General features: G+C 71.0%; 20 protein-coding genes and 1 pseudogene. 18 read left to right on the top strand and 3 right to left on the bottom strand.

Going from position 1 to position 22442, the window contains the following annotated elements; all coding sequences use genetic code 11:
- The first annotated feature begins 3 nt into the window (after window positions 1-3).
- The 3 genes from ACFTZC_RS25535 (at window position 4) to ACFTZC_RS25525 (ending at window position 2875) form a co-directional block, all read left to right on the top strand.
- Window positions 4-1236, top strand: a complete 1233-nt coding sequence (locus ACFTZC_RS25535) for a sensor histidine kinase (RefSeq protein ID WP_382893489.1) — start codon at window positions 4-6, stop codon at window positions 1234-1236.
- Window positions 1237-1641: 405 nt separating this feature from the next.
- Window positions 1642-1938, top strand: coding sequence for a DUF4193 domain-containing protein (locus ACFTZC_RS25530; protein ID WP_030350183.1), 297 nt, complete (start codon window positions 1642-1644; stop codon window positions 1936-1938).
- A gap of 13 nt (window positions 1939-1951) precedes the next feature.
- Window positions 1952-2875, top strand: a complete 924-nt coding sequence (locus tag ACFTZC_RS25525) for a hypothetical protein (protein ID WP_382893487.1) — start codon at window positions 1952-1954, stop codon at window positions 2873-2875.
- Between the two features lie 27 nt (window positions 2876-2902).
- Here ACFTZC_RS25525 and ACFTZC_RS25520 read toward each other — a convergent pair whose 3' ends face one another.
- The gene (locus tag ACFTZC_RS25520; protein ID WP_382893485.1) at window positions 2903-3361 is read right to left on the bottom strand and encodes a DUF3093 domain-containing protein; all 459 of its coding nucleotides are present in this window, start codon (window positions 3359-3361) and stop codon (window positions 2903-2905) included.
- Between the two features lie 58 nt (window positions 3362-3419).
- Between ACFTZC_RS25520 and ACFTZC_RS25515 the strand changes: the two are divergent.
- The 7 genes and pseudogenes from ACFTZC_RS25515 to ACFTZC_RS25485 form a co-directional block, all read left to right on the top strand.
- A pseudogene (locus ACFTZC_RS25515) lies at window positions 3420-3956 on the top strand (PaaI family thioesterase); the annotation flags it as partial.
- Window positions 3957-3964: 8 nt separating this feature from the next.
- Window positions 3965-4498, top strand: coding sequence for a dUTP diphosphatase (gene dut, locus ACFTZC_RS25510; RefSeq protein WP_382893483.1), 534 nt, complete (start codon window positions 3965-3967; stop codon window positions 4496-4498).
- Between the two features lies 1 nt (window position 4499).
- Window positions 4500-5306 (top strand): DUF3710 domain-containing protein, encoded by an 807-nt coding sequence (locus ACFTZC_RS25505; RefSeq protein ID WP_382893481.1) that lies wholly within the window; start codon window positions 4500-4502, stop codon window positions 5304-5306.
- A gap of 343 nt (window positions 5307-5649) precedes the next feature.
- Entirely contained in the window at window positions 5650-8193 is a 2544-nt protein-coding gene (locus tag ACFTZC_RS25500) for an ATP-binding protein (RefSeq protein WP_382893479.1), read from the top strand.
- Window positions 8194-8219: 26 nt separating this feature from the next.
- Window positions 8220-8909 carry a response regulator gene (locus ACFTZC_RS25495; protein ID WP_365819145.1) on the top strand — a complete coding sequence of 230 codons (690 nt, stop codon included), beginning with the start codon at window positions 8220-8222 and terminating at the stop codon, window positions 8907-8909.
- Between the two features lie 126 nt (window positions 8910-9035).
- A complete protein-coding gene (locus ACFTZC_RS25490) occupies window positions 9036-9422 on the top strand; it encodes an OB-fold nucleic acid binding domain-containing protein (RefSeq protein ID WP_382893477.1) in 387 nt (128 codons plus the stop codon).
- A gap of 3 nt (window positions 9423-9425) precedes the next feature.
- Window positions 9426-10214, top strand: a complete 789-nt coding sequence (locus ACFTZC_RS25485) for a DUF3159 domain-containing protein (RefSeq protein ID WP_382893475.1) — start codon at window positions 9426-9428, stop codon at window positions 10212-10214.
- A gap of 146 nt (window positions 10215-10360) precedes the next feature.
- On the opposite strand, the gene ACFTZC_RS25480 is transcribed toward ACFTZC_RS25485, so the two are convergent.
- Together ACFTZC_RS25480 and ACFTZC_RS25475 are read right to left on the bottom strand one after the other, a co-directional pair.
- Window positions 10361-11038 (bottom strand): potassium channel family protein, encoded by a 678-nt coding sequence (locus ACFTZC_RS25480; RefSeq protein ID WP_382893473.1) that lies wholly within the window; start codon window positions 11036-11038, stop codon window positions 10361-10363.
- A complete protein-coding gene (locus tag ACFTZC_RS25475) occupies window positions 11038-11706 on the bottom strand; it encodes a potassium channel family protein (RefSeq protein WP_382893471.1) in 669 nt (222 codons plus the stop codon). The genes ACFTZC_RS25480 and ACFTZC_RS25475 overlap by 1 nt, the downstream gene beginning before the upstream one ends.
- Window positions 11707-12147: 441 nt before the next feature.
- Here ACFTZC_RS25475 and ACFTZC_RS25470 point away from each other — a divergent pair, with 441 nt between their 5' ends.
- From ACFTZC_RS25470 to ACFTZC_RS25435, 8 genes are all read left to right on the top strand, one after another.
- Window positions 12148-13371, top strand: coding sequence for a cytochrome P450 (locus tag ACFTZC_RS25470; RefSeq protein ID WP_382893469.1), 1224 nt, complete (start codon window positions 12148-12150; stop codon window positions 13369-13371).
- A 98-nt stretch (window positions 13372-13469) separates the two neighbouring features.
- The gene (locus tag ACFTZC_RS25465) at window positions 13470-15518 is read left to right on the top strand and encodes an APC family permease (RefSeq protein ID WP_382893467.1); all 2049 of its coding nucleotides are present in this window, start codon (window positions 13470-13472) and stop codon (window positions 15516-15518) included.
- A gap of 115 nt (window positions 15519-15633) precedes the next feature.
- Window positions 15634-16962, top strand: a complete 1329-nt coding sequence (locus tag ACFTZC_RS25460; RefSeq protein WP_382893465.1) for a class I SAM-dependent RNA methyltransferase — start codon at window positions 15634-15636, stop codon at window positions 16960-16962.
- Window positions 16963-17550: 588 nt separating this feature from the next.
- Window positions 17551-19305, top strand: coding sequence for a sensor histidine kinase (locus ACFTZC_RS25455; RefSeq protein ID WP_382893464.1), 1755 nt, complete (start codon window positions 17551-17553; stop codon window positions 19303-19305).
- On the top strand, window positions 19302-19787 hold the full coding sequence (locus ACFTZC_RS25450; RefSeq protein WP_382893462.1) for a roadblock/LC7 domain-containing protein: 486 nt from the start codon (window positions 19302-19304) through the stop codon (window positions 19785-19787). The genes ACFTZC_RS25455 and ACFTZC_RS25450 overlap by 4 nt, the downstream gene beginning before the upstream one ends.
- Complete coding sequence (locus tag ACFTZC_RS25445; RefSeq protein ID WP_382893460.1) at window positions 19784-20140, top strand: DUF742 domain-containing protein; 357 nt, start codon at window positions 19784-19786, stop codon at window positions 20138-20140. The genes ACFTZC_RS25450 and ACFTZC_RS25445 overlap by 4 nt, the downstream gene beginning before the upstream one ends.
- The gene (locus ACFTZC_RS25440) at window positions 20118-20762 is read left to right on the top strand and encodes an ATP/GTP-binding protein (protein ID WP_382893459.1); all 645 of its coding nucleotides are present in this window, start codon (window positions 20118-20120) and stop codon (window positions 20760-20762) included. Before ACFTZC_RS25445 ends, ACFTZC_RS25440 begins: the two co-directional genes overlap by 23 nt.
- Window positions 20759-22081, top strand: a complete 1323-nt coding sequence (locus tag ACFTZC_RS25435) for a cytochrome P450 (protein WP_382893457.1) — start codon at window positions 20759-20761, stop codon at window positions 22079-22081. Before ACFTZC_RS25440 ends, ACFTZC_RS25435 begins: the two co-directional genes overlap by 4 nt.
- The last annotated feature ends 361 nt before the right edge of the window (window positions 22082-22442 follow it).

Raw genomic sequence — 22442 nt, 5'->3', positions numbered from 1 at the left:
CCGGTGGCCACTACTCCGGCGCCGCCCGCGGCGCCTCCGAAGCCGACCTGGGACCCGAGAAAGCCCGACCAGTCGCTCCCCTGGGTCCGGCCCACCATCCGTATACGGCTGACGCTGCTCTACGGCGGGATGTTCCTGATCGCGGGCATCCTGCTGCTCTCGATCATCTACCTGCTGGCCGCCCAGGCCCTGCACGTGGGCAGTGAGCTGCCCTTCCAGATCGTGAGCGGCAAGGTACGGAGCGACACCTGCAACTTCCCGGACCAGGCGCCGCCCGACCAGTTCAACACGGCGATGAACGCCTGCGTCAACCACCAGCGCCAGCAGGCGCTCGACGACCTGCTCAGCCGCTCGCTCTTCGCGCTGGTCGGGCTGAGCGTCATCGCGTTCGCCTTCGGTTACGCGATGGCCGGGCGGGTGCTGTCGCCGCTGGGCCGGATCACCCGTACCGCGCGCCGCGTGGTCGGCAGCGACCTGGCCCGCCGGATCGAGCTGGACGGCCCGGACGACGAGCTGAAGGAGCTCGCGGACACCTTCGACGAGATGCTGGAGCGGCTGGAGCGCGCCTTCACCGCGCAGCAGCGCTTCGTCGCCAACGCGTCGCACGAGCTGCGTACGCCGCTCGCGATCAACCGGACCCTCCTGGAGGTCCACCTCTCCGACCCGGGGGCTCCGGTGGAGCTCCAGCAGCTCGGAAAGACCCTCCTGGCGACCAACGAGCGCAGTGAGCAGCTGGTGGAGGGGCTGCTGCTGCTCGCCCGCAGCGACAACCAGCTCGTGGAGCGCAAACCGGTCGACCTCGCGGAGGTCGCCACCCGCGCCGTCGACCAGGCGCTCGCCGAGGCGGAGGCGAAGGGCGTGGAGATCCGTTCGGAGTGCGTCCCCGCGGTCGTCCAGGGCAACGGCGTCCTGCTGGAGCGGATCGCCCTGAACCTCGTGCAGAACGCCGTGCGGTACAACATCCAGGAGGACGGCTGGGTGGAGGTCAGCACCGAGCTGCAGCAGGGCCAGGCGGTCCTGGTGGTGTCGAACACCGGGCCCGTGGTGCCCGCGTACGAGATCGACAACCTCTTCGAGCCGTTCCGGCGCCTGCGCACGGAGCGGACGGGCAGCGACAAGGGCGTGGGACTCGGCCTGTCGATCGCCCGTTCGGTCGCCCGTGCCCACGGCGGACGGATCGCCGCGGAGCCGCGTGAGGGAGGTGGACTGGTGATGCGTGTCACTCTCCCGGTCTGAGAGACTGCGCTCGGTATTCACGCGCCGGAGGACATTGTTCGCTTTGCGCGGAATATTCGGCGTCGTTTTCCGGCGAGACCCTGTGTGATCGATCACAGGGGCGAATTCCCGCCGGTCGACTCTGTGTGATCAAGCCTTCGTCGGATGACCGGTAAAGTCCGGGTTTCCGGGGGCCGGGATCACGGGAAGTACACGGGGTGGCGCCCGTGCAGCGGGAACGAGGGACCGTGTACGGTCCCCTTCGCCACCCGAAGCCGATCACTCCTCAGGAGTCCGGTCGGGTGTCGATTGAGTAACAGACCTTGATGTGAGGCAAAATCTCCGCCTCAGGTCGGGCACAAGTCCGGCCTCTCACGCGTTACGTGCGCTGAGACACTACAGAACCCAGAGGGGGAGAGCGACGACATGGCAACGGATTACGACACCCCACGCAAGACCGATGACGACGTCGACCAGGACAGCCTTGAGGAACTGAAGGCCCGTCGGAACGACAAGTCGACCTCGGCGGTCGACGTCGACGAGTTCGAGCAGGCCGAGGGCCTGGAACTGCCCGGCGCGGACCTCTCCAACGAGGAGCTGTCCGTCCGGGTCCTGCCCCGGCAGGCCGACGAGTTCACGTGCATGAGCTGCTTCCTCGTGCACCACCGCTCCCAGCTCGCCAGGGAGAAGAACGGTCAGCCCATCTGCCGCGACTGCGACTGAGGTCTGACAGGCCGTGGCAGGCGACACACCGTTCCGGAAACGGCGCTTCCGGCGCAAGAACGCACCGGAGGCAACGGATACGTATCAGGGCGGCTCAGGCCCGGCGGAAGGCGTTCAGCCCGCTGCCGAGCACTCCGCCCTGCTGCCCCAGCACGGCGCGCACGAGGACGAGCGAGGCCGGCCGGCCTCGCTCGAAGCCGTCCGGGACGACCACGGCGGCCCCACGACCGGGGGCCGGCGCCTGGACAGCGTGAAACGGGGCGTGCGCAAGGGGAGTGACGGAGCCAAGGCGGCCCTCGCGTTCGTCGCCGACCGGATCATCGAGAACGCACCCCGGATCCCGGTCCGCGACCTCGCGACCCTGCGCGGCCAGTTCCCGGGCCTCGGCCCCGAGGAGCTGGCGGACAAGCTGATCGCGGGCGCCGCGAACAGCAGCTCGACCGTCGGGGCGGGCGTCGGCGCCGCCGCGATGATGCCCGTACCACCCGCGATGCCGGCCGAGCTGGCCGCCGAGATCACCGCCGTCGCCGCGATCGAGTTCAAGCTCATCGCGGAGCTGCACGAGGTCTACGGGCAGCGCCCGCCCGGCACGCTCAGGCAGCGCAGCGCCGCCTATCTGACGTCCTGGACCGAGGAGCGCGGCGTCGACATCACCAAACCGTCGACGTTCAACGGCGCGCTCAGCGGTCCCATGAAGCGCGAGCTGCGCCACCAGATCACCAAGCGCATGGTCCGCAGCCTGCCGAACCTGGTCCCCTTCATGATCGGGGCCGCCGTCGGCGCCCTGATGAACCGGCGGGACACCAAGAAGGTCGCCGAACACGTCCGCAAGGACCTGCGGGCCCGCCAGGTGCCCTGGGACGCGCTGCCCGCCCAGCCGCCCCTGGAGCGGCCGGACGAGCTGCCCCCGGGCCTGCCCAGGGAACTGGGCCAGTAGGACCGGCGGGGCACCGTCCGCCGGGTCTCAGCCCGTACGGACCGCGTCCAGCGCCGCCGCCAGCTCCTGCGGGGTCCTGGTCGACAGGTAGACGTACGGCGTCGGGTCGTCCGGATCCGTGACCTCCACCCGCAGCGCCGTCGGCACATAGCTGCGCAGCAGCATGAAGGCGCGCGGATCGGCCTTCTCCAGCCGCCAGGCCCGCGCCTCCTCCTGATCCAGCACCTCCGCCGTGCCGAGCGCCGACACGGGGATCCGCGCGTCCCCCGCGACCAGCGAGTCCGCCACCACCCGGATCCGCGCGGATCCGTAGGAACTCACCCCGGCCGCCGCCAGCGCGCCCGCGACGATCACCCCGCCGAGCATCGGCAGCGCGCCCAGCGGCAGTGTCATCAGGCCGCCCGCGACGGCGAGCAGGGCGGCGATGGCCCACCAGGAAGGGGGCGCGGTGAGGCGTTCGTCGTAACGCGCGGGGGAAGGCTCCATGGAGCCAAGCTTGGCACGGTGCCTCCTCCCGGCGACCGCGCGGGTAAGGTCTGCGCCTGTGAGTAACGTGCCATCCCAGGGGACGCCCCCCGGACTCCGAGCGGCGCCGGGGTCCCTGGCGCCCCCCGCCGACGCCGTACCGCCGGTACGGCACCCCGACGCGCCCGCCCCCGGTGAGCGGATCGGTGCGCACAACGACCAGTGTTTCGGCTGCGGCGAGGGACAGCGGCACGGACTCCGGCTCGTCGTGCGCGCCGCTGAGGGTGTGCGGGTCACCGCCGAGTTCTCCGTCGGCCCCGCCCACCAGGGCGCTCCGGACCTCGCCCACGGCGGCGTGCTCGCCGCGGTGCTGGACGAGACGCTGGGCGCGCTGAACTGGCTGCTGGGGACCGTCTCCGTCACCGGCCGGCTCCAGACCGAGTACGTACGGCCCGTGCCCGTCGGGGCGCTGCTCCACCTGGAGGCCGAGGTCACCGCCGTGCACCGGCGGAAGATCTACTCCACCGCGGTGGGCCGGATCGGCGGCCCCGACGGGCCCGTCGCCGTCCGGGCGGACGCCCTGTTCGCAGAGGTCAGGCGTGACCGCGCCGTCGAGGTGACCCCATGAGCCCTGTGTCCGGCGGCCCCGGTGGCCCCGTTGACGTACTGATCCGCCGCGTCGACCCCGAGGTGCCGCTGCCCGCGTACGCGCACCCCGGGGACGCGGGGGCCGATCTGGTCACCACGGAGGCCGCCGAGCTGGCCCCCGGTGAGCGCGCCGTCCTGCCGACGGGCATCTCCCTCGCCCTGCCCGACGGCTACGCCGCCTTCGTGCACCCGCGCTCCGGGCTCGCCGCCCGCTGCGGGGTCGCGATGGTGAATGCCCCCGGGACGGTGGATGCCGGGTACCGTGGGGAGATCAAAGTGATCGTGGTCAATCTGGACCCCCGCGAGAGCGTGCGGTTCGAGCGGTTCGACCGGATTGCCCAACTCATCGTTCAGCAGGTCGAGAAGGTGCGCTTCCACGAGGTGGCGGAGCTTCCCGGTTCCGCGCGGGCCGAGGGGGGCTTCGGGTCCACCGGCGGCCATGCCGCCGTGGGCGGGGTACAGGGTGGGAATCGATACGCTTCGGTCGTATCCGACCGGGAAGGACAGTGACGTGTTCGGACGTCGCAAGAAAAGTGGTTCCGCCAAGGACGAGGCGGAGGCAGCGGGCGAGACCGAGCAGTTCGAAGGTGTCGACGGCGCAGACGCCGCGGCCGCCGCGGACGCGGCCGACGCCGATGACAGCGCGGAGCCCGCGCCCCGTCGTACGAACCTTCCGCCGGCGCCCCGGCCCGACGGCCCCTGGGACATCTCCGAGGTCTCCAGGCCCGACGAGGGCCGCGTCGACCTCGGGGGCGTCTTCGTCCCCGCGGTCGAGGGCATGGAACTGCGCGTAGAGGTCGCCGGCGACGCGATCGTCGCCGCCACGGTCGTCGTACGGGACAGCGCCGTACAGCTCCAGGCCTTCGCCGCGCCCAAGAAGGAGGGCATCTGGGGCGAGGTCCGCGAGGAGATCGCCACGGGCATCACCCAGCAGGGCGGCATCATCGACGAGGTCGAGGGTCCGCTGGGCTGGGAGCTGCGCGCCCAGGTCCCCGTACAGCTCCCCGACGGCACCGGAGGCGTGCAGCTCGTGCGCTTCATCGGGGTCGACGGACCGCGCTGGTTCCTGCGCGGGGTGATCTCCGGCCAGGGCGCGGTGCAGCCCGAGGCCGCCGGGCTGCTGGAGCAGATCTTCCGGGACACCGTCGTCGTGCGCGGGGAGGGCCCGATGGCCCCCCGCGACCCGATCGTCCTCAAGCTACCGGACGACGCGCAGATGGTTGCCGAGGGCGTCCAGCAGGAGGACCAGGAGAGCTCGCGCTTCTCCGGCGGCATGGGCCAGCTCCAGCGCGGTCCCGAGATCACCGAGGTGCGCTGAACCCCGAGGGGTGCTGAACCGCCGAGGTGCGCCGGCCGGTCCGCCGGCCCGGGTGCCCCGGTACCGCACGGACACGAGGAGGGCCGTCTCCCGCACGGGGGCGGCCCTCCTCGCGTTACGCGGCCGGGCGGCGATCGGCGGGCGCCGGTGGTGCCGGGAGTGCCGCCGGAGCGGACGCGGCCCCGGGCCCGCCCTGACGGGGCCATCGCCGGGCGCCGTCAGAATCGTGTCAAAACCGGCCCCGGGCCCCCGTCGCGGCGCCCGCGCGCCTCGTCACCGGCGGTAGTTTCTACCGGACAGCCGGACGCAGGGCGGGCCGGCTCTTCTGGAAGACAATGGGGCCATGGGACGCGGCAAGCTTCGGATCTACCTGGGCGCGGCACCGGGCGTCGGCAAGACGTACGCGATGCTCTCCGAGGCACACCGCCGGGTGGAGCGGGGCACGGACTGTGTCGTCGCGTTCGTCGAGCACCACGACCGGCCGCGTACGGAAGTGATGCTGCACGGCCTGGAGGCGGTCGAGCGGCGCGAGCTGGAGTACCGCGGGTCCGTCTTCACCGAGATGGACGTCGACGCCGTCCTGGAGCGCCGCCCCACCGTCGCACTGGTCGACGAGCTGGCGCACACCAATGTGCCCGGTTCCCGCAACGCCAAGCGCTGGCAGGACGTCGAGGAACTGCTCAAGGCCGGCATAGAGGTCGTCTCCACCGTCAACATCCAGCACCTGGAATCGCTCGGTGACGTCGTCGAGTCGATAACCGGGGTACGGCAGCGCGAGACCGTCCCCGACGAGATGGTCCGGCGCGCCGACCAGATCGAGCTGGTCGACATGTCGCCCCAGGCGCTGCGCCGCCGGATGGCCCACGGCAACGTCTACAAGCCCGACAAGGTCGACGCCGCGCTCTCCCACTACTTCCGGCCCGGCAACCTCACCGCGCTGCGCGAGCTGGCGCTGCTGTGGGTCGCCGACCGGGTGGACGAATACCTCCAGCAGTACCGCGGCGAGCACAACATCCGTACCACCTGGCAGGCCCGCGAGCGCATCGTCGTCGGCCTGACCGGCGGTCCCGAGGGCCGTACGCTGATCCGCCGCGCGGCCCGGATGGCGGCCAAGGGGTCGGGCAGCGAGATCCTCGCCGTCTACATCGCCCGCAGCGACGGGCTCACGGCCGGCTCGCCCAAGGAGCTGGCGGTCCAGCGCACCCTGGTCGAGGACCTCGGCGGCACCTTCCACCATGTGATCGGCGACGACATCCCCTCCGCGCTGCTGGAGTTCGCGCGCGGCGTCAACGCCACCCAGATCGTGCTGGGCTCCAGCCGCCGCAAGACCTGGCAGTACATCTTCGGCCCCGGTGTGGGCGCCACCGTGGCGCGGGAGTCGGGGCCCGACCTGGACGTGCACATCGTCACGCACGAGGAGGCCGCCAAGGGGCGCGGACTGCCCGTCGCGCGCGGCGCCCGCCTCGGCCGCTCTCGGATCATCTGGGGCTGGCTGGCCGGGGTCGTGGCGCCCGTCCTGCTCTCGGTGCTGCTGACGGCGATGAACAACACCCTGGGGCTCGCCAACGACGTCCTGCTCTTCCTCTTCCTGACCGTGCTGGCCGCCCTGCTGGGCGGGCTGCGGCCCGCGCTCGCCTCGGCGGCCGTGGGGTCGATGCTGCTCAACTTCTACTTCACGCCGCCCACCCACAACCTGACCGTCGCCGACCCCAAGAACCTCGTCGCCATCGTGATCTTCTTCGCGGTGGCCGTGGCGGTGGCCTCCGTGGTGGACCTGGCGGCCCGCCGTACCCATACGGCCTCCCGGCTGCGGGCCGAGTCCGAGATCCTCTCCTTCCTCGCGGGCAGCGTGCTGCGCGGGGAGACGGCGCTGGACGCGCTGCTGGCGCGGGTCCGCGAGACCTTCGCCATGGAGTCCGTGGCGCTGCTCGAACGCAAGAGCGATGTCGACCCGTGGACCTGCGCGGGCAGTGTGGGCCCCCAGCCCGTCGGCCGGCCCGAGGACGCCGATGTCGACATGCCGGTCGGCGACCACATGGCACTGGCGCTCTCCGGGCGGGTGCTGCCCGCGGAGGACCGCCGGGTGCTCGCCGCGTTCGCCACCCAGGCCGCCGTCGTGCTCGACCGCCAGCGGCTGGTCGGCGAGGCCGAGCAGGCCCGCGCGCTCGCCGAGGGCAACCGCATCCGTACCGCCCTGCTCGCGGCCGTCAGCCACGATCTGCGCACCCCGCTGGCCGGCATCAAGGCCGCGGTCACCTCGCTCCGCTCCGACGACGTCGAATGGTCCGAGGAGGACCAGGCGGAACTGCTGGAAGGCATCGAGCACGGCGCCGACCGGCTCGACCACCTCGTGGGCAACCTCCTCGACATGTCCCGGCTCCAGACCGGCACCGTCACCCCGCTGATGCGCGAGATCGACCTGGACGAGGTCGTCCCGATGGCGCTCGGCGGCGTGCCGGAGAACAGCGTGGAACTGGACATCCCCGAGTCGCTGCCCATGGTGTCCGTCGACCCCGGGCTGCTGGAGCGCGCGGTCGCCAACATCGTCGAGAACGCCGTCAAGTACAGCCCCGAGGGGCGGCGCGTCACCGTCGCCGCCAGCGCCCTCGGCGCCCGGGTCGAGGTACGGGTGGTGGACCGGGGCCCCGGTGTCCCCGAGGACGCCAAGGAACGCATATTCGAACCCTTCCAGCGCCACGGCGACGCCCCGCGCGGGGCCGGCGTCGGCCTCGGGCTCGCCGTCGCCCGCGGCTTCGTGGACGCGATGGGCGGCACCCTCGCCGCCGAGGACACCCCCGGCGGCGGCCTGACCATGGTGCTCACCCTCTCCGCGGCGGCCGGCCCCGTGCCGGCCCGCCCCGAATCTCCCGCCCGGGTCGGCTCATGACCGGGACAGCAGAAAGGCGGACCTCTATGACCCGGGTGCTCGTGGTCGACGACGAGCCACAGATCGTACGGGCCCTCGTGATCAATCTGAGGGCGCGCAAGTACGAGGTGGACGCGGCCTCGGACGGCACGACCGCGCTGGAACTCGCGGCGGCCCGCCACCCCGACGTGGTCGTGCTCGACCTCGGGCTGCCGGACATGGACGGCGTCGAGGTGATCAAGGGCCTGCGCGGCTGGACGCGCGTCCCGATCCTGGTGCTCTCCGCGCGCCACACCTCCGACGAGAAGGTCGAGGCGCTGGACGCGGGCGCCGACGACTACGTCACCAAGCCGTTCGGCATGGACGAGCTGCTGGCCCGGCTGCGCGCCGCGGTCCGCCGGGCCGAACCGCTCGGCGGGGACGGCGACGAGACCGTCGCGGTGGTCGAGACGGCGGGGTTCACCGTCGACCTCGCGGCCAAGAAGGTGCACCGCGAGGGCCGTGACGTACGGCTCACCCCGACCGAATGGCACCTGCTGGAGGTCCTGGTACGGAACACGGGCCGGCTGGTCAGCCAGAAACAGCTCCTCCAGGAGGTCTGGGGCCCCTCGTACGGCACCGAGACCAACTACCTGCGGGTCTACATGGCCCAGCTCAGGCGGAAGCTGGAGACGGACCCCTCGCACCCCCGGCACTTCGTCACCGAGCCGGGCATGGGCTACCGCTTCGAACGGTGATCCGGTGCTGACTCCGGTGACGGATCCGGTACGGGGGCCAGGATCCCCCGTACCGGGGAGCGGGCCGGGTGATCCGCGGCCCCCGTACGTCCTTCTGTCGCACCCGTCCCCCGGTACCCTTCAGACATGAGTGCTGAGAAGCCGACCGGCCGCTTCCGCCGGATGCTCGACCGGCTCTCCAGCTCCCAGGAGGACCTGGAGTCCGAGGAGCTGAGGGAGGACGCACAGGCATCCGGGTGCACCCGGATCTCCGAGTGCGACGACCGCCAGATCGTCCGGGTGACTGGTACGTTGCGGACGGTCACCCTGCGGCCCCGGGCCGGTGTGCCCGCGCTGGAGGCGGAGCTGTTCGACGGCACCGCGCCGCTGGACGTGGTGTGGCTGGGCCGGCGGTCCATCATGGGCATAGAGCCGGGCCGCAAGCTGATCGCCTCGGGCCGGATCTCCCTGAGCCACGGCCGCCGCGTGCTGTTCAACCCCAAATACGAACTCCGACCGCTCGGACAGGAGTAGCCGGTGACGTCACCCGACAAGCCCACCGCCCCGACCGTTTCCCCCGCATCGTCCGGGGCCCCCTCGCCCGACCAGGACGGTGATGTCAAAGCCGTCACGGAGGCGGCGCTCTTCGAGGCGTTCGGCGGCGTACGCGGGATGGTGGAGACGGTCCTTCCCGGCCTGCTCTTCGTCACGATCTACACCGTCAACAAGGACCTGCACACCTCGGCGATCGCGGCGCTCGCCGTCTCGCTGCTGCTGGTGGTGGTCCGGCTGGTCCGCCGGGACACCGTCAAGCACGCCTTCAGCGGGGTCTTCGGCGTCGCCTTCGGTGTCGTCTTCGCGATGATGACGGGCAACGCCAAGGACTTCTACCTCCCCGGCATGCTCTACACGCTGGGGCTCGCGCTCGCCTACATCATCACCACGCTGGCGGGCGTGCCGCTGATCGGGCTGATCCTGGGCCCGGTCTTCAAGGAGAACCTCTCCTGGCGCACCCGTAACCCCGGCCGCAAGAAGGCGTACGCCAAGGCCAGTTGGGCGTGGGGGCTGATCCTGCTCACCAAGTGCGCGATCCTCTTCCCGCTCTACTGGTGGGCGGACACGGCGCAGCTCGGCTGGGTGCTGATCTCGCTCAAGATCCCGCCGTTCCTGCTGGCGGTCTATCTGACCTGGGTCTTCCTGGCGAAGGCGCCCCCGCCGATCGATGTCTTCGCCGAGATGGAGGCGGAGGAGCAGGCCGAGAAGGAGCGCGCGGCGGCGGCCGCCGCGGTGACCGGCGAGCGCGGCCCGGCCCGGCACCGGCGGTAGGGACCCCGCGTACGGCCGTACGGTGCCCTCGGTCCCGTACCGGCCCCCGGTAGGTGACGTACCCACGAAGGCATGTGCCTTCGTGGGTACGTTCGTTCGCGGGCGCCTTCGTTCGTGGGCGCCTTCGCGCGTACGGGAGGGGCCGGTCAGTCCGCGGTGTTCTCGCGGCGTACGGACAGCAGGTCCTCCAGCTGCTCCTCGCGCGCCTGCGCCGCCACGAACAGCAGTTCGTCGCCCGCCTCCAGCGTCTCCTCCGGATGGGGCGTCAGCACCCGCGTCCCCCGGATGATCGTCACCAGCGAGGTGTCCTCCGGCCAGCTCACCGAGCCGACCTGAGTCCCGGTCACCGCCGACTCCGGCGGCAGCGTCAGCTCGACCAGGTTGGCGTCGCCGTGGCTGAAGCGGAGCAGCCGTACGAGATCGCCGACGCTCACCGCCTCCTCCACGAGCGCGGACATCAGCCGCGGTGTCGAGACCGCGACATCGACGCCCCACGCCTCGTTGAACAGCCACTCGTTCTTGGGGTTGTTGACGCGGGCGACCACCCGCGGCACGCCGTACTCCGTCTTGGCGAGCAGCGACACGACCAGGTTGACCTTGTCGTCCCCGGTCGCGGCGATCACCACGTTGCAGCGCTGGAGCGCCGCCTCGTCCAGCGAGGTGATCTCGCAGGCGTCCGCCAGCAGCCACTCGGCGAGCGGCACCCGCTCCACCGAGATGGCGGTCGGCGCCTTGTCGATCAGCAGCACCTCGTGCCCGTTCTCCAGCAGCTCGCCCGCGATGGAGCGGCCCACCGCCCCTGCCCCGGCAATCGCGACACGCATCAGATCACGCCTCCGTCCGGGCCCTCGGCGAACGCCGCCTCGACCTTCCCGATGTCGTCCGTACGCATCATCACGTGGACGAGGTCGCCCTCCTGGAGCACCGTCTGCGACGTCGGCAGCATCGCCTCACCCAGCCGGGTGAGGAAGGCCACGCGGACGCCCGTCTCCTCCTGGAGCCTGCTGATCTTGTGGCCGATCCAGCTCTCCGACGTGTGGACCTCGGCGAGCTGCACGCCACCGCTCGGATCGCGCCACAGCGGCTCCGCGCCGGACGGCAGCAGTCGGCGCATCATCTGGTCGGCGGTCCAGCGGACCGTGGCCACCGTCGGGATCCCGAGCCGCTGATAGACCTCGGCGCGGCGCGGGTCGTAGATACGGGCCGCGACGTTCTCGATGCCGAACATCTCGCGGGCCACCCGGGCGGCGATGATGTTGGAGTTGTCGCCGCTGCTCACCGCGGCGAACGCGCCGGCGTCCTCGATCCCCGCCTCGCGCAGGGTGTCCTGGTCGAAGCCGACACCGCTGACGCGGCGGCCGCCGAAGCCGGAGCCGAGCCGGCGGAACGCGGTGGGGTCCTGGTCGATGACGGCGACCGTGTGCCCTTGCTGCTCCAGGTTCTGCGCGAGTGCGGCGCCCACCCGGCCGCAGCCCATGATGACGATATGCACGGCCTTACACCACACTCCCCGCAGGTGCTCTGACCTGCGTAAATGTCTTGCTCATGTCTCTCTTTCGGCTCGCCGGGCAACGGCGGCGGCCGGTTGGTGAGCCGCCGGGCACCATCATGCCGGGGATCCCGGCCCGGTCCCTTCGCGGGGACCGGGTGGCGCCTGCCCTTGCCTGGGACCAACGTATCGGTAATGACCGACAGACCGACGGCGGGCCGGTGCCCGGTCCGTCCGGGGCCGGCGGGAAGGAATGGCGCGGAATTGAGCCATGGGCGGAAGTCGCCATGGCTCAATTCCCGGCCGGAACAGGCGTATCGGGAAGGGTGGCGGCGTGATATTCGTAATCCTGACCGGCCTGGATCACTGACCGGCAGGATCATCGGCCGGTCAGGATCAGCCGGAACAGCACGGGGAATTCGATACCGAACCACGAGGGTTGTCTTGTCCGACTCCACTCCCGGTGACGCCGGGCCCGACCCCTTCACCGCGGTTCTCCGCGACGAACGGCACCGGATCTACGCGGAGCTGGCCGCCGAGGGGCCGGTGCACCGGATCACCACACCGACCGGGGCGCAGGCCTGGCTGGTGACGGACTACGCCGAGGCCAAGGCGCTGCTCGCCGACCCCCGCCTGGTCAAGGGCGGCTGGGAGTTCGGCGCGTACGCGGCGGAGCTGCCCGAGGACGTGGCGCGCGGCATCCACACCAGCATGCTCAACAGCGACGGGCCGACGCACACCCGGCTGCGCAAGCTGGTGCTGTCCGCGTTCACCCGGCGCAGGGTCGAGAAGCTGACCCCGACGATCCGGCGGTTGACGGACGACCTGCTCACCGTGGCCGCGGCGGAGGGGGAGGGGGCGAAACCGGTCGACCTGATCTCCGCGCTCGCCTACCCGCTGCCGCTCGGCGTCATCTGCGAACTGATCGGCATACCGGACGAGGACCGGACCGCTTTCCGCGCCTGGACGACCCCGACCGTCTCGCCCGGTATCCACGGCTTCGAGGCCTTCCGGGAGGCCGTGACGTCCCTGCTCGCCTTCAGCCGCGAGCTGATCGCGAAACGCCGGAACGACCCTCAGGACGACCTGCTCTCCGACCTGATCGCGGCCCGCGACGAGGGGGCGAGCCTCACCGAGGACGAGCTGACCTCGATGATCTTCCTGCTGGTCATCGCCGGTCACGAGACGACGGTGAATCTGATCGGCAACGGCGTACGGGCCCTCCTCGCCCGCCCCGACCAGCTCGCCCTGCTCCGCGAGCGCCCCGAACTCCTCGACCCGGCGATCGAGGAGTTCCTGCGCCACGACGGGCCGGTCCAGACGACGCTGCCGTACCGGACGCTGGAGGCCGTCGACGTCGGCGGGGTGAAGGTACCCGCGGGGGCGGTGGTGCTCGTGGCCCTGATGGCCGCCAACCGTGACCCGGAGCAGTTCCCCGGGGGCACCGCGCTGGACATCACGCGCGACACCCGTTCGCACCTCGGCTTCGGGTACGGCATCCATTACTGCGTGGGGGCGCCGCTCGCCCGGGTCGAGGCCCGCATCGTGTTCCGGGCGCTGCTCGACCGGTTCCCCGGGCTCCGCCCGGCGGTGCCCGAGGAGGGCCTGACCAGGACACCGTCCATGATCATGAACGGTCTGACCGTGCTCCCCGTCCACCTCCGCTGACACCGCGGGGCGGCGCCCCGGGGCGTGGTGGAGCACACCGCGTCAAGATGGGGGTGGTGCCCGCACACGTCACTGTTCGAACGCATACGATCCCTTCCGTGTCCAAACTGACCGACGTGCCCAAACGGATCCTGATCGGGCGGGCGCTGCGCAGCGACAAGCTCGGGGAGACCCTCCTCCCCAAGCGCATCGCCCTCCCCGTCTTCGCCTCCGACCCGCTGTCCTCGGTGGCGTACGCGCCCGGAGAGGTGCTCCTGGTCCTCTCCATCGCGGGGGTCTCGGCGTACCACTTCAGCCCGTGGATCGCCCTGGCCGTCGTCGTCCTGATGTTCACCGTCGTGGCCTCGTACCGGCAGAACGTGCACGCGTACCCGAGCGGTGGCGGCGACTACGAGGTCGCCACCACCAACCTCGGCCCCAAGGCCGGCCTCACCGTCGCGAGCGCGCTGCTCGTCGACTACGTGCTGACCGTCGCCGTGTCGATCGCCTCCGGCATCGAGAACCTCGGCTCCGCGATCCCCTTCGTCGTCGAGCACAAGGTGCTCTGCGCCGTCGCCGTCATCGTGCTGCTCACCCTGATGAACCTGCGCGGCGTACGCGAGTCGGGCAAGCTCTTCGCGATCCCCACCTACGTCTTCGTCGGCGGCGTCTTCATCATGATCGCCTGGGGGGCTTTCCGCGGACTCGTCCTCGGCGAGTCCATGCGGGCGCCCACCGCCGACTTCCAGATCAAGCCCGAGCACCAGGGGCTCGCCGGGTTCGCCCTGGTCTTCCTGCTGCTGCGGGCCTTCTCCTCCGGCTGTGCGGCGCTGACCGGCGTCGAGGCCATCAGCAACGGCGTCCCCGCCTTCCGCAAGCCCAAGAGCCGGAACGCGGCGACCACGCTCGCCCTGATGGGCGGCCTTGCCGTCACCATGTTCTGCGGCATCATCGGGCTGGCCATGGCCACCGGCGTGAAGATGTCGGAGAACCCGGCCACCGACCTGCTGATCGGCGGGGTCCCGGCCGGCTCCGGCTATGTCCAGAACCCGGTGATCTCCCAGGTGGCCGCCGCCGTCTTCGGCAGCGGGACGTTCTTCTTCGTCCTCCTGGCCGCGGCCACCGCGCTCGTCCTCTTCCTCGCCGCGAACACCGCGTACAACGGCTTCCCGCTGCTCGGCTCGATCCTCGCGCAGGACCGCTATCTGCCCCGCCAGCTCCACACCCGCGGCGACCGGCTCGCCTTCTCCAACGGCATCGTGCTGCTGGCCGGGGCCGCCGCCCTGCTCGTCGTCGTGTACGGGGCCGACTCGACCCGGCTGATCCAGCTGTACATCGTCGGGGTGTTCGTGTCGTTCACGCTCAGCCAGACCGGCATGGTCCGGCACTGGAACCGCCATCTGCGGACCGAGCGGAACGTCGCCAAGCGCCGCCACATGGTGCGCTCCCGGGCGATCAACGCCTTCGGCGCCTTCTTCACCGGGCTGGTGCTGATCGTCGTCCTCGCCACCAAGTTCACCCACGGGGCGTGGGTCGCCCTGCTCGGGATGGTGATCTTCTACGGCACGATGACCGCGATCCGCCGGCACTACGACCGGGTCTCCGCGGAGATCGCCGCCGACGAGGACTCGGCCGCCGACACCGTACGGCCCTCGCGCGTGCACTCCATCGTGCTGGTCTCCAAGCTCCACAAGCCCACGCTGCGCGCCCTCGGCTACGCCAAGCTGATGCGTTCGGACACGCTGGAGGCGCTCTCCATCAACGTCGACACGGCGGAGACGAAGGCGCTCAAGGACGAGTGGGAGCGGCGCGGCATCAACGTACCGCTGAAGATCCTCGACTCCCCGTACCGGGAGATCACCCGGCCGGTCATCGAGTACGTCCGCGGACTGCGCACCGAGAACCCGCGCGACGCGATCAGCATCTACATCCCGGAGTACGTCGTCGGGCGCTGGTACGAGCACCTCCTGCACAACCAGAGCGCCCTGCGGCTCAAGGGGAGGCTGCTCTTCACACCGGGCGTGATGGTCACCTCGGTGCCCTACCAGCTCGAATCCTCGGAGCTGGCGAAGCAGCGGGCGAAGCGGCGCGGGATGTACAACGCGCCGGGCGCCGTCCGCCGCGGCCCGGTCGACGCACGGGCGAAGGACCACGGCGCGGGGGAGTGACGGGGCGTGGTCCCGGCCGTCCGGCGGTGCCGGGCCCGGCACGTAGACTGGTGGGCTGCCGCCCGGCCGTCCACGCGCCGGCTCATCCCCTCGGATCTTTTGGAGCCACCCCGTCATGAGCACAGAACCGCAGGCTTCGCTGATCGGGGAGGAGTACGAGGTCGAGGTGGGCCCCGTCGCCCACGGCGGTCACTGCATCGCCCGTACCGACGAGGGCCGGGTGCTCTTCGTACGGCACGCCCTGCCGGGTGAGCGGATCCGCGCCAGGGTGACGGAGGGCGAGGCGGACTCGCGCTACCTGCGCGCCGACGCCGTGGAGATCCTCGACGCGTCCAAGGACCGGGTCGAGGCGCCCTGCCCGTACGCCGGCCCCGGCCGGTGCGGCGGCTGCGACTGGCAGCACGCCAAGCCGGGCGCGCAGCGCCGCTTCAAGGGCGAGGTCATCGCGGAGCAGCTCCAGCGGCTCGCCGGACTCACCCCGGAGGAGGCCGGCTGGGACGGTACGGTCATGCCCGCGCCCGGCGACAAACTCCCGGCGGGCGAGGTGCCGGCGTGGCGCTCGCGCGTGCAGTACGCGGTCGACGAGAACGGCCGCGCCGGCCTGCGCAAGCACCGCTCGCACGACGTGGAGCCCGTCGACCACTGCCTGATCGCCACGGAGGGCGTCAGCGAACTCGGCGTCGAGCGCCGGGAATGGCCCCAGATCGCCTCGGTCGAAGCCATCGCGGCCTCCGGCTCCGGCGACCGCCAGGTCATCCTCACCCCGCGCGAGGGCGGCCGGCTCCCGCTGGTGGAGCTGGACAAGCCCGTCTCCGTCCTGCGGGTGGAGGAACACGACGGCGGGGTGCACCGCGTCCACGGCCGCGCCTTCGTCCGCGAGCGGGCCGACGGCCGTACGTACCGCGTCGGCATGGGCGGCTTCTGGCAGGTGCACCCGCAGGCCCCCCAACTCCTGGTCGAGGCCGTGATGCAGGGCCTGATGCCGAGGAAGGGCGAGACCGCGCTCGATCTCTACTGCGGGGTCGGCCTGTTCGCCGGGGCGATCGCGGAGCGCGTGGGCGAGAGCGGCGCGGTGCTCGGCATCGAGTCCGGCAAGCGCGCGGTCGAGGACGCCCGCCACAACCTGAAGGACCTGCCGCGGGTCCGCATCGAACAGGGCAAGGTCGACCAGGTCCTCCCGCGCACCCGCATCACGGAAACCGACCTGATCGTCCTGGACCCGCCCCGCGCGGGCGCCGGCAAACAGACGGTCCGTCACCTCACGAGCCTGGGCGCCCGCCGCATCGCCTACGTCGCCTGCGACCCGGCGGCACTCGCGCGCGACCTGGCGTACTTCCGCGAGGGCGGGTACCGGCCGCGCACGCTGCGGGCGTTCGACCTGTTTCCGATGACCCACCACGTGGAGTGTGTGGCGATCCTCGAACCCATCGCAAAGGGCGCCTGACCCGGAAGGGACCAGCGAGCAGGGCGGAGCCGTCTGCGGGGTCACAGGTGCTGTTCGGCTGGATCTTCCTCAGGAAGGATCCAGCGATGCTGGGCGTCGAACGGCCAGGGGTACGTGTGCAGGTCGCCCTTCGACAGTTCGCGCGGAGCCTCACGACTGGCTGCGCGATCCGGCGGAGTTCGCAGTGCCGAGCCAAGCGGGTCGGTCCGCCGCGCAGCCTTCGGCCCGCGCCGGCCATTTCACCTCGTCCGCCGGGATCGCGCGCAACTGGCTTTTCCCTTTGGCGTCTCCCGTTCAGAGTCCCTCAACACCGGCGCTGTGCTGTGCATATGCCTTTTCGTCAACCTGGTGACTTTCAGCCACTGGTGAGGTTAGAGTGACGCAGAGCGATCGACATCTCGATCCAGGCCGCCTGTTCGGTACATCCCTTCGTGGTTGTTCGTGGCAGTTCATGGCCTGCGTGCCCCTCCGTGTGGTTCAGGGCGCTGGCGCATCGTCTCTTTCCCCTTGCTCATGTTCTCCATATTCCTGAGACCCCCTCACCTCGTACATGACGACCCTTGCGGCGCTGCCGCTCCCTGAGGACACATGACACAGCTACCAGAGGCGCTTATCTGGTGCCTGGCGGTCGGCACTGCGGCTGCCGCCGGGCTGGCGCCGATGTTGTACCGCGTCCGGCACCAGGTTCAGGCCCTGCGTGACCAAGCAGAACGGCAAGCCCAGCGTGCGACGGCCGACCGCCGTGTCGCCCACCAAGAACGCGACGCGGCCCAGCAGGAGCGTGACACCGCGCACGAGGAACTCGACGCCGCGCGCGCCGGACGGGATGCCGCCCAGGCCGACCGCGATCTCGCGTACACCGAGCGCGACACCGTGCAGGCGGAGCGGGACGCGGCGCGCGTCGAGTGCGAGGCCGTAGGCGCGGAACGCGATGCCCTGCGCGCCGAACGTGACGAGGCCGACCGGGAGCGCGAGCGGTCGGCCGGCTACGCGCAGGCCGTTGAAGACGAGACCCGGCACCTGGTGACGGCGCGGCTCCCTGCCATGGCGGCCCACCTGGAGAATCGTTTCGTCACCGTCCCGGGCCCGCTGAAGAGCGAGTTCGCGGAGACCGGCCCCGGCGCCGACCACGCGTCCGTCCTGGAACACTTGACGACGGTCGTCGCCATGGAGCGCCGCCGGGTGGACGAGGCGGCGCAGGCCACGATGCGCGGTGCGACCACCGTGATGCAGGCGATGAGTTATCAGCTCCAGTCCCGCATCGTCGGGATGCAGGAGAAGTACAACGACCCCGGTCTGGCCGATGACCTGCTGGCCCTGGACGAGCTGAACGAGCAGAACCTGCGGCGTATTCAGGCCACCGGGGTGCTGTGCGGTGCCTGGCCCGGACTGAGCCGCGCCGACTCGCACCTCGGCGACGTAGTGGCGGGTGCGAAGTCCCGGGTGCGCGGCTATCACCGGGTCAAGGTGACCAGCCAGCTGGCGGACCCGGTCGCTGTCGTCTCGCGCGCGGTCGAGCCGATCGCCATCACCGTGACGGAGCTGCTGGCCAACGCGGTGCACCACTCGCACGGCACACTCTCCGTGGACGTGAGCCTGCACCAGTCCGCGTCAGGAGCGGTCGTCGTGATCGACGACGCCGGTGTCGGCATGCACCAGGACGAGATCGACTACGCGACCCGCATGCTGTCCGGCCAGGAGGCCGCCCGGCTGGCGGAGCTGGGCGACCCGCCGCGCGCCGGGTTCGCCGCGATCGGACGGCTGACCCGGCAGTACGGGTTCTCCGTTTCGGTGGACAAACCGGCGCCGTACGGCGGTGTCCGGGCGGTGGTGTTCATCCCCGGGGATCTGCTGACGCTCCTCGACGAGTCCCAGTACCCGATGTCCGCCAGTGCTCCGCTGTCTCCGGTGCCCACCGCACCCTCGTTGATCGCCGCACTGCCGGTGCGGGAGCCGAGGACGACCACGTCAGGGGCGGGCTCCCGGGGACCTTCCGCGCCCTCGGACGCCCCCGCCGCCGTCATTCCGGGCGCCGACGGGTCGGGCACCCGCTCCGAAGACGCGGGGCCTGCGGAGCAGACCGATCCCGCCGCCCCCGTGGATCTGCCGCGCCGACGGCGCAAGCGTCCCGCCACCTCGGTTGCCCCTACCGGTGCCGCCGATGCCGGTGGCGAGGAGCGCAGCCCGGAGCAGACCGGCGCTACCTGGAGTTCCTTCCAGTTGGGCACCGCCTCGGGCCGTGAGGCGGTGACGATCGCGGAGGCGGCGGACGGTGATTCCGCCGACGCCCCGGCCACCTCCGACGACGTACCGACCGCATCATTCGAAGGGGAATCGACATGACCGCGAGCACTGCCAAGCGAGCCACCCTCCAGCCGGACATGTCCTGGGTGCTGGAACCCCTGCTGGTCCTGCCGGGGGTGCTGCACGGCCTGGTGCTGTCGGCGGACGGCATGGTGCAGGGGACGTCGCCCGACCTGAGCAGAGAAGCGGGTGAGGGCGCCTCGGCGATGATGTCGGCGCTCCAGGGCGCCGCCCGCACGCTCGGCGCGACGTTCTCCGGCGATCTGGACACCCAGGTCCGGCAGGTGGTGGTGGAGACCAGCAACGGATTCGTGTTCGCGGTACCGGCCGGTGACAACACCGTGCTCGCCGTGTTCGCGGCGCACAGCGTCGACATGGGCGTGGTGACCCACCACATGCAGATCCAGGTCAACACCCTGGGCCGCAAGGTGATGACCACCAAGCCGCGTGACGCCGGTCCGGCGGCCGACGCGGCTGCCCGAGCGGTTGCGTCGGACGGACCGACGTCCGGAACCGCATGACGCGCGGACGTGGCCCACGGCGCCTGGTGCCGTCGTATCTCGCGACCGGTGGACGGGCAACCCCGACCCGCAACACCCTGGACGCGCTGACCGTGCTGAGCGGGGCATCCGACCAGCTGCCCGGCGGTCTCGAACCGCCGCAGCGGCGGCTGCTCGCGCTGCTCGCGCACGGCTCGCTCGCGCTTGCCGAGGCCGCCGCCCACCTGGGGCTTCCAGTGAGCGTCACAAAAGTACTGGCCTCCGATCTCGTGGACACAGGGCTGCTGTACGCCCGCGCGCCCATACCGGCAGCGCCTCTCCACGACAGACAGCTGCTAGAGAGGGTTCTCAGTGGACTCCGCGCCATCCGATAAGCAGTCGGCCGACGCCCCCGGCACGGCCACCGACGCCCCCACCTATCTTCCCGGCGGCACTGCTCAGACGCTGGTGAAGGTGGTGATCGCGGGACCGTTCGGGGTCGGCAAGACCACCCTGATCCGGTCCCTGTCCGAGATCCGCCCCCTGCACACGGAGGAACTGCTCACCGAGGCGGGCGAGTTGGTGGACGACCTGTCGGGAGTGCGGGACAAGACCACCACGACCGTCGCGATCGACTTCGGCCGCCGCACCCTCCCAGGCGATCTGGTGCTCTACCTGTACGGCACCCCCGGCCAGCGCCGCTTCAAACCGCTCTGGGAGGACATAGCCCGGGGCGCCCTCGGCGCCCTGGTCCTGGTCGACACCCGGCGGCTGGGCGACTCCTTCGAGGTCATCGACATGATCGAGGAGCAGGGCCTGACCTACGCGGTGGCCGTGAACTCCTTCCCCGACTCGCCCGCCTACGAGGAGGGAGTGCTGCGTGACCACCTCGACCTGGGCCCGGACACCCCGCTGGTGTACTGCGACGCCCGCGACACCAGCCAGGCGGTCGATGCCTTGATCGCGCTGGTCACCTGTCTTATCTCCGAGCTCCCCCAGGAAGCCGTCGCACCATGACCACGAAACCACCGAGCACATCACCGTCAGCCCCAACGCCGCCGGCCGCTCCGTGGGCGGGCGCCGGCGCGGCTCCCGTCCCGCTGTGGGGCGACGACTTCAATACCGACCCGTACGCGATGTACGCCCGGCTGCGCCGGTTCGGCGCTGTCGCGCCGGTGGAGATCCACCCCGGAGTGAAGGCCTGGCTCGTCATCGACTACCAGGCCGCACTGGAGGTGCTGCGCGACACCGCGACGTACTCCCACAACCCGCTCAGCTGGAGTGATCCGGTCCCTTCCGACCATCCGATCGCTCCGGTCATCCAGCCCAGGCCCTGTGCCGTCGCCACCGACGGCGCCGAACACCGGCGCTACCGGCAAGTCATCACCGACGGCTTCAACATGATCCCGTCTCACGAGCTGCGCGACCGCGTCACCCGGCTGGCCGACGACCTGATCCGTGACTTCGCCGAGGCCGGTGAAGTCGACCTGGTCGCGCAGTACGCCCGGCAGCTGCCCCTGGTCGTGTTCAACGACCTGTTCGGACTGCCCGCCTCGTACGCCACCGGACTCAGCCGCACCATGGCCCGGCTGATGGAAGGCGGCGACGAGGCGGCCGACGCGAACGAGGAGCTGGAAGCGTACCTGGCCGAGCTGATTGCCATGAAGACCGAGCACCGGGGCGCCGACCTCACCTCCTGGTACCTGGACCACCCGAACGGAATGACCGAGGAGGAGATGGCCCACCAACTGCTTCTGACGCTTGTCGCGGGCAACGAGCCCACCACCAACCTCATCTCCAACGCGCTGTCCCGGATGCTCTCCGACCCGAGCTACTACTCCACGCTCACCAACGGCGCCCGTACCGCCCGCGAGGCCGTTGAGGACGTGCTGCGCGAAGAGCCCCCGATGTCGAACTACGCGTACCACTTCCCACGCCGTGACGTGCTGCTGCACGGCAACTGGATCAGGACCGGCGAGCTGATCCTGATCTCGTACGCCGCCGCCAACACCACCCCGGACGGGCTGCCGCCCGGCCCGCGCACGGACGGCGGCTCCCACCTGGCCTGGTCGGCGGGCCCGCACCAGTGCCCGGTGAAACACTCGGCGCTGCTCATGGCGGTCACCGCGATCGAACGGCTCACCAGCTGGCTGTCCGACCTGGAGCTGACGGTGCCGCGCGAGAAGCTGCAATGGCGGCCCGGCGTGATCCACCGGGCCCTCGCCGAACTCCCCGCGCGATTCACCCCGATCACCCCCGGTCAAGCGGGCGCGACTCCTTGGAACAGACAGTCACCCCAGGAAGCCTCGGTGGCATACACCGAGAGTTCCCCCTGACCGCCACCCCTGACGCGCGAGGCGAGGAGAGAAGGCCGCGCGGCGGGAGGACGCCAGAGCCGGAAGCCGGAAACAGGGCAACCTCCCGATCGCGGTGTCACGGCGGGAGCCGGGCTGTCGCACGCTCACTGGCCATTGAGCGTGCGACAACCCGTGCGCGGGCCTGGCGGTACGGCAACCGGACCAGCCCGGGGTCCGGGCACGAAGCCGAGGACGCGCATGCGACGCTCGCCGCGGCGAGTTCGTCGACCCGCGCGATGGGGCAATCTCCCTCAAGGACTACATCGCCACCCACTGGTGGCCCACGCCCGCGCTCGCGGCCATCTGGTCCATGAGAGAGGCCGGAGCAGTCACGGAGCAA

It is taken from the genome of Streptomyces sp. NPDC056987 (assembly GCF_042673865.1).
GTDB lineage: Bacteria > Actinomycetota > Actinomycetes > Streptomycetales > Streptomycetaceae > Streptomyces.
The sequence above is the reverse complement of the archived record's forward strand: the minus strand, read 5'-3'. Positions and strand labels throughout refer to the sequence as shown.